Consider the following 6666-nt stretch of genomic DNA (forward strand, 5'->3'; position numbering starts at 1 on the left):
AAAGTTTATTTATCTTAAAAGGAAAAGTCCATGCAAGATTTCACAAAAGAGCAAATTACCGCGCTTGCTAGCGATTGGAAAAATCATAGCAAAAACCAGTATTGGGTCAAAAAACACCTAGCCATTTCAAAACATTTGCAAACTTTAAAGCACAATTTAAATAGTTTCGATGATTTTGAGAGCGATTTTTTGTCGAATTTATACATAAATTTCAGCGACGGAAATTTAAGAAGCGACAAAATTTTAAGCTTCGGCGAGAAATTTCCGCATGCTGAATATTTTTTTATGGAGCAGTTTTTTGACGCGAATATCGGCGCGTTTTATTACGATTTTGTCTTCAAAGATCGCATCGCAGCCAAAAAAGATCTTTTCCCAAAAACAGCCGCCACTAGCGTAGAGAGCGTGCTTAGCGGTGAGGATAAAGATGTCGTCTCGCTCTACATTTTCATAGAAAATATAATCAAAAATTTCAATATGGCGACCCAAGAGAGGTTGCAACGAAACGAATTTAAGCAAAAAATCATAAATTTTTACGACACGATGTATAGGCTATTTATCAGCATTGACGCGAATTTAGCCAGCGAATTTTTTGATATTTGCTTGCATAATCAGCCTTTTGTCGTAATTGAGTTTTTAAAAGCGACGATGAAGGCGGACAATTTTTTCTTATTAGAGCATTATTTAGGCGACGAGGGTTCGCTGAATTTAGGCATGGGTGCGGGCGCGGACTTGGAGCAGGCTAGCCCAGAAAAACTCTACTTGCTAGCTAGTATTTTCACGCAGGCTAACGATGAGCTTCCGACATTTTTATACACAAACGAAAGCGTGAATTTGCTAAATTCGCTCTACACCATGCAAATCGAGAATTTCTCCGATTTTTACGAGGCTAGCGCGAAATTTATGAGCGAGTTCGAACCATACCCTGCCCAAGCTCCATATAACGCCAAACCGGTCTATGCTTCGCTATTTTTCGAGTATTTGCAAAATTACAAAAGCGAAGAAGTCGCCAAAAATACGATATTTTTCGGCGCAATCGGATCAGGAAAAACTAGAAGAATTCGCGCATTAATCAAGGATAAAAAGCTCTCCCCAAGCCATTTTTGCTACCTTAGCTTCCACGAGAGTTTCTCATATAGCGATTTTATTGATGGCTTCGTGGCTGGTAAGCTAGTAAATGGCGAATTTAAGGCGCTTTGCAAAAAGGCGCTAAAAGATCCAAAAGGCGAGTATTATTTGATAATCGATTCCATTGATAGCGGAAATTTCGATGAAATTTTTGGCGAGAGCATTGCGCTTTTGGAGCGCAGATACGACGAAAACGACCCACTCTCTATCATCCGCACCAAAAACTCGCATTTCATCGACACCCTTGATGAGGCGGAAATGGAAAAATTCAGCGTGATCGTCAAAGACAATAAATCCTATTTCGCCGTGCCAAAAAACCTCTTTATCATCTGCGCAGCAAATGTCAATGACACCCAAATTTCCCCGTCCAGCGCGAAAGCATTTCGCTGGATAAAGTGTGAGTGCGATTATGGCGTGCTCGAAGACTTTTTAAACGACAACCATGTCGCTAACGCCAAAGCCACAGTGGCTGTGTGCCACGCGCTAAACGATTTCATGGGCAAGGAAGCACGCTTTGGCAACGAAATCGGACATGGTATTTTCATGGGGCTAGCAAGGTATGCTAGCAACGAGCAGATCACCCAAGAGGGCTTAAACGCCTTTTTTACCGAGGTTTTGGAGCCGATTTTTAAATGCGGTTACCAAAAAATCGATATTGCAATGGCAAAACAAATTTCATCTGCAAAAGATGTGTTTAAATTTTAAATTTACGGGGTAAAACCCGTAAATTTGAGTGTTTTTATAAAATTTAGTAGTTTAAATTTAAAGCAAAATTTTTAAAATAAATTTCACCCCAAAATGCCTGCGCCGCGTAGTTTTTGCGAGCGAGAAGCAGCGTAAATTCGCTCACTTTTTATCAAATCATATTTCCAAATCGGCGCATTTGCCTTAAAATCCTCGACAAAATCGTTTATCAAAGCAAGTGCGACCTTGCGTTGTGGGCTTAGCACGCCCGCGATATATGAGCTTTCATGCACGCTCACATCGCCTTTTGAGTGCGCGAAAAAGACCTGTGTGCCAGATTGTTGCGCCTTTGTTTGCCACGATTGAAACCACGAGCGCAAAATCGGCTCGTATATATCAAAACTAAGTCCGCTAATGCCGTCTTCATCGCGCACAATTCCTACGAAAGTAATCAGCGCACCGCAGTTTGCGCCTTTGTAACGCTCATACCATGAATTTGAAATCGCAGGGATATCAAGCGCACCATCGTGCAAAGAAAAATTGCCAACAAACTTCATCTCAACCCCCACAAACCGGTGGCAAAAGGCTGATTTTATCGCCGTCTTTAAGCGCGGTATTTAGCTCATAGACCATTTTGTCATTTACCGCCACAGCGCAGCTAGATAGCCACTCTTTTAGCGAGCTATCTTTGCTTAAAATCTCTTTTACTTCGCTTAGTGTTTTGGCGTCAAATTTCATCGGCTCTTTGCCGATTGGACCTAAAAATTCCACTTCTACCATATCTTTCCTTTGATTTAAAATTTGGCGATTTTAGCCAAAATTTTATAAAATTTTATATAATTAAAAAATTTTACAAAAGGATTTTTATGAAAATTGATGAAATTCAAACCCCAGCGTATGTGTGCGAAAAATCGAAATTGCGGGCAAATTTAGCCCTTTTGCAAAGCGTGGGCGAGCGAAGCGGGGCGGTGGTTTTGTGTGCATTAAAAGGCTTTGCATTTTCTCTTGGTATGCCACTAGTGAAAAAATATCTATCTGGGGCGACTTGTAGTGGCCTGCACGAGGCGAAATTCGCTAGGCAAATGCTTGGAGCGGGCGCGCAGGTGCATACATACTCGCCAGCTTTTAAAGAGTGCGATATGGCTGAAATTTTAGCCCTTAGCGATCATGTGGTTTTCAATAGCGCCTCTCAGTGGCGAAAATACCGTGCGCAGGCGATGAGTGCGGGCGTGCAATGCGGACTTCGCCTAAATCCGCAAACTTCTTTTGCGCCCAAAGACGCTTACAATCCGTGCGGTAAATTTAGCCGTTTGGGTATGACACTGGACGCACTAAACCGCGCTATTAACGAAGAGAGCGGGTTTTTAGAGGGGATTAGTGGATTTCATTTTCATGCACTTTGCGAGGAGGGTGCGGAGAATTTAGAGCGCGTTTTAGAGGCGTTTGAGGCGAAATTTAGCAAATATTTTGGTGTGATTAAATGGCTAAATTTCGGTGGCGGACACCATATCACGCGCGAGGGATACAATGTCGAATTGCTAATTAGCTTAATCAAAAAATTCCGCGAAAAATACGGCGTGGAGGTATTTTTAGAGCCGGGCGAGGCTGTGGGCTGGGAGTGCGGATATCTAGTCGCTAGCGTGCTTGATATCGTTGAAAACGACGCAAACATCGCGATTTTGGATACTTCGGCTGAGGCGCACATGCCAGATACCGTGCTTATGCCATATCGTCCTGCGGTGCGTGGCGAGAGCAAAGAGGGCAAATTCGTCTATCGTTTCGGTGGAAATACCTGCCTAGCTGGCGATATTGTAGGCTTGGAAGCAGGTGAGCCAGAGTATAAATTTGACATCCCGCTTAAAATCGGCGATAGGGTGATTTTCGAAGATCAAATCCACTATACGATAGTCAAAAACACGACCTTTAACGGCATAAAATTGCCAAATTTGGTAATGGTAGATGAGAGCGGAAATGTCGAGGATATGATAGAGTTTGGTTATGAGGAATTTAGGCGAAGAAACTAATAAAATTTTCTAAGCCATAATTTGGCTTAAAACGCTATAATCCATAAATTTTTGTGTCAAGGAAATATATGAAGAAGTTCTTTTGTGTGCTTTGCGCCTGTTTGGGCGCGTATGCCGAGGACCGACCATATGCACAGGTTGTGCAAACTAGTGGGAATAATGTGTGGGGGAAAGCCCGACTAGAAAACATAAATTTATACGAAGACGGCCTAGCGCCACTTTTTGTGCAATTACAAAGTTCAGGATTTTTTGCGTGGTTAGCCTTGGGGGCTAGCCTTGCGGTGATACTCTCATTTTTGGGGCATTATTTGATTGTAGGGGCGAAACACTTCGACCACCACGCTGGCAAGCCTGTGCTTGCATTTACCCTTTTTGAGCGATGTTTTCACTTCGTCGCGGCTAGCTCGTGGGCGATTTTGGTGCCAACTGGTCTAATAATGATGTTTGGCGAGAGTTTTGGCGGGGGAAGCTTCGTGAGGTTTTGTAAAAACGCCCATGGAATCGCCACTATCGCATTTGCAATCGCTGTGATTCCGATGTTTGTTCTGTGGTTTTGGCGTATGCTGCCGCGCTTTTATGATATTAAATGGATGATTATCATGGGCGGATACCTTAGCAAAACCAAGCGCGCAATCCCTGCTGGTAAATTTAACGCTGGCCAAAAGGCGTGGTTTTGGATAGCGACTGTGGGTGGTATGGTGATGATAGCCACTGGTGCGTCAATGTATTTTTTGGATTACAGCGCGCCTGCGGTAAATAGCGCACTTGGTGGCGTGAGCCAAATCGAGGTTTTGCGCGCTAGTGTCATCGTGCATAACCTGCTTGGCGCAGTTTGCGCTGTGTTTTTGTGCGTGCATATCTATATGACCGTGTTTGCGATCAGCGGAGCGATTCACTCTATGATAGATGGACATAAACCAGAAGAGGAAGTTTATGTGCTCCACCACTACTGGTATCGCGAGCTTTTGGATAAAGGAAGCGTGGCGAAATCGCAGTTTGAGGAAAAATATCCTCGTTTATAAAATTTGAGCGAGGATATTTCCTCGCTAGCTTTGCGTGTCAAAGATATTTTTTTAAGGATTTAATTTGCAACTAGATTGTCGAAATTTATCGTGCCCCGAGCCACTTTTGCTTACCAAAAAAGCCCTAAAATCGCTAAAAATCGGCGAAAATTTGGAAATTTTGGTTAATGATATCGCACCCAAAGAAAACATAAAACGATTTTTGCAAAAAAATGGATTTGACCTGCAAATCAGCGAAAATGGCGGTGAAGCCACGATTTCGCTTACCAAAACCGATGAGCTAAAAGATGAGAGTTTGGACGATATTTTTTGTGATATGCCTAGTATTTCTAAGCCAAAGGTTGTGTTTTTAAACGAAGAAAGTTGCGGTTCTGGCGCAGTCGGCAAGGCGCTTTTGGCTAAATTTTTGGGCGCGTTATTAAATTTAGAGCAAAAACCAGCCAAAATCATTTGCGTAAATAACGCCGTATTTATCACCACCAATCGCGCTCACCCAAGCTTTGAAGCGTTAAAAAATTTAAGCGAGGCGGGCGTGGAAATACTAAGCTGTGGAAGCTGTTTGGAAAGCTATAAATTAGTCGGCGACCTAGCCCTTGGCGAAATTTCAAACGCTTATGAGATTATGGAAATTTTATCAAAATACGAAGCTATAAAACTATGATTTATCGTGATTTTAACCTTACGAAATTTATCAGCGCAGCGGGTTGAGCAGCCAAGCTGGACCCGGCGGGTCTAACGAAAAACCTTGGAAGCCTAATCGCACCCGATGCAAATTTACTATCGTCGATCGATAGCAACGAGGACGCAAGCGTCTTTCGCATAAGCGAGAATTTAGCGCTCGTGCAGACGCTGGATTTCATCACGCCGATTGTCGATGATCCATACATTTTTGGTCAAATCGCCGCGGCAAATTCGCTCAGCGACATCTTCGCAATGGGCGCAAAAGTGATAAACGCTCTAAATATCGTTGGATTTGATGATTGCCATTTTGGCGATGAAATTTTGCAAGAAATTTTAGCTGGGGGCAAGAGCAAAATCAGCGAGTGCGGTGGCGTGCTAGTGGGCGGACACACGATAAAAACGAAAGAAATTTATTATGGATTAAGCGCTACTGGCGTGGTTGAGCCGGGGAAATTTTGGTCGAATAACACTGCGCGCGAAGGGGATTTGCTCGTGCTTACAAAGGCGATTGGCACTGGCGTAATCTCAACGGCGATAAAGGCGAAATTTTTGAAATTTGCTGAATTTCGCGACGCAATCGAAAGTATGATTAGGCTAAATTCATACGCTCTGGGTGCGCTTAGTGGCTTAGAAATACACGCTGCGACCGATATTACCGGCTTTGGGCTTTTAGGACACGCGCTAGAAATGATAAATGAAAACATTAGCTTTGAAATTTTCGTGCGCGAAATTCCACTTTTTGCAAGCGTGCAAAAGTGCCTAGATGAGGGGCTAATCCCTGGCGGAAGTTATAGAAATTTGAAATTTATTGCTCCGTTTTGCGATAAAGAAGCGCAAGTGATTTTAGCCGATGCGCAAACTAGTGGCGGGCTTTTGCTCGCTATAAGTGAAAAAGATGTCGCTAGGGCAGTGCAAAATTTAAAAAATGCAGGATACGAAAGTGCCGCTATCGTGGGTCGCGTCGTAAAACGGGCAGAAAATAAAATTTTGCTTAAAGATTAAATTTTAAAATTTCAAAAATTTTTTCTAGTTTTAATCTCTTTTTAAGCAACCCTTGAATATAATCCACTTTCCGTTTTTGAAATCTAACTTCTGTTATTTTCCAATGCGTGTTATTTTATTTATTATTG

The 6666-nt window shown here is 42.7% G+C and carries 7 protein-coding genes; 5 read left to right on the forward strand and 2 right to left on the reverse strand.

Going from position 1 to position 6666, the window contains the following annotated elements; translation table 11 throughout:
• Window positions 1–30: 30 nt before the first annotated feature.
• Window positions 31–1830, forward strand: a complete 1800-nt coding sequence (locus OFN73_RS05690; protein WP_270862619.1) for a hypothetical protein — start codon at window positions 31–33, stop codon at window positions 1828–1830.
• Window positions 1831–1913: 83 nt separating this feature from the next.
• On the opposite strand, the gene OFN73_RS05695 is transcribed toward OFN73_RS05690, so the two are convergent.
• Complete coding sequence (locus OFN73_RS05695) at window positions 1914–2366, reverse strand: molybdopterin synthase catalytic subunit (RefSeq protein WP_270862620.1); 453 nt, start codon at window positions 2364–2366, stop codon at window positions 1914–1916.
• A 1-nt stretch (window position 2367) separates the two neighbouring features.
• Window positions 2368–2589, reverse strand: a complete 222-nt coding sequence (locus tag OFN73_RS05700) for a MoaD/ThiS family protein (protein ID WP_270858133.1) — start codon at window positions 2587–2589, stop codon at window positions 2368–2370.
• Between the two features lie 86 nt (window positions 2590–2675).
• Here OFN73_RS05700 and nspC point away from each other — a divergent pair, with 86 nt between their 5' ends.
• From nspC to selD, 4 genes are all read left to right on the forward strand, one after another.
• Entirely contained in the window at window positions 2676–3833 is a 1158-nt protein-coding gene (nspC, locus tag OFN73_RS05705) for a carboxynorspermidine decarboxylase (RefSeq protein WP_270862621.1), read from the forward strand.
• A 68-nt stretch (window positions 3834–3901) separates the two neighbouring features.
• Window positions 3902–4855 (forward strand): formate dehydrogenase subunit gamma, encoded by a 954-nt coding sequence (locus OFN73_RS05710; RefSeq protein WP_270862622.1) that lies wholly within the window; start codon window positions 3902–3904, stop codon window positions 4853–4855.
• A 64-nt stretch (window positions 4856–4919) separates the two neighbouring features.
• Window positions 4920–5516: a sulfurtransferase-like selenium metabolism protein YedF gene (gene yedF / locus OFN73_RS05715; RefSeq protein ID WP_270862623.1), complete on the forward strand. Its 597-nt coding sequence runs from the start codon at window positions 4920–4922 to the stop codon at window positions 5514–5516.
• Window positions 5513–6538, forward strand: a complete 1026-nt coding sequence (gene selD / locus OFN73_RS05720; RefSeq protein WP_270862624.1) for a selenide, water dikinase SelD — start codon at window positions 5513–5515, stop codon at window positions 6536–6538. Before yedF ends, selD begins: the two co-directional genes overlap by 4 nt.
• Window positions 6539–6666: the final 128 nt, after the last annotated feature.

It is taken from the genome of Campylobacter sp. JMF_14 EL1, from assembly GCF_027737585.1.
Classification (GTDB): Bacteria; Campylobacterota; Campylobacteria; order Campylobacterales; family Campylobacteraceae; genus Campylobacter_B.

Bases quoted from the DNA above. Each gene is read 5' to 3' on its own strand.
- OFN73_RS05690 (WP_270862619.1), top strand. From the start codon at position 31: ATGCAAGATTTCACAAAAGAGCAAATTACCGCGCTTGCTAGCGATTGG.
- OFN73_RS05695 (WP_270862620.1), bottom strand. From the start codon at position 2,366: ATGAAGTTTGTTGGCAATTTTTCTTTGCACGATGGTGCGCTTGATATC.
- OFN73_RS05700 (WP_270858133.1), bottom strand. From the start codon at position 2,589: ATGGTAGAAGTGGAATTTTTAGGTCCAATCGGCAAAGAGCCGATGAAA.
- nspC (WP_270862621.1), top strand. From the start codon at position 2,676: ATGAAAATTGATGAAATTCAAACCCCAGCGTATGTGTGCGAAAAATCG.
- OFN73_RS05710 (WP_270862622.1), top strand. From the start codon at position 3,902: ATGAAGAAGTTCTTTTGTGTGCTTTGCGCCTGTTTGGGCGCGTATGCC.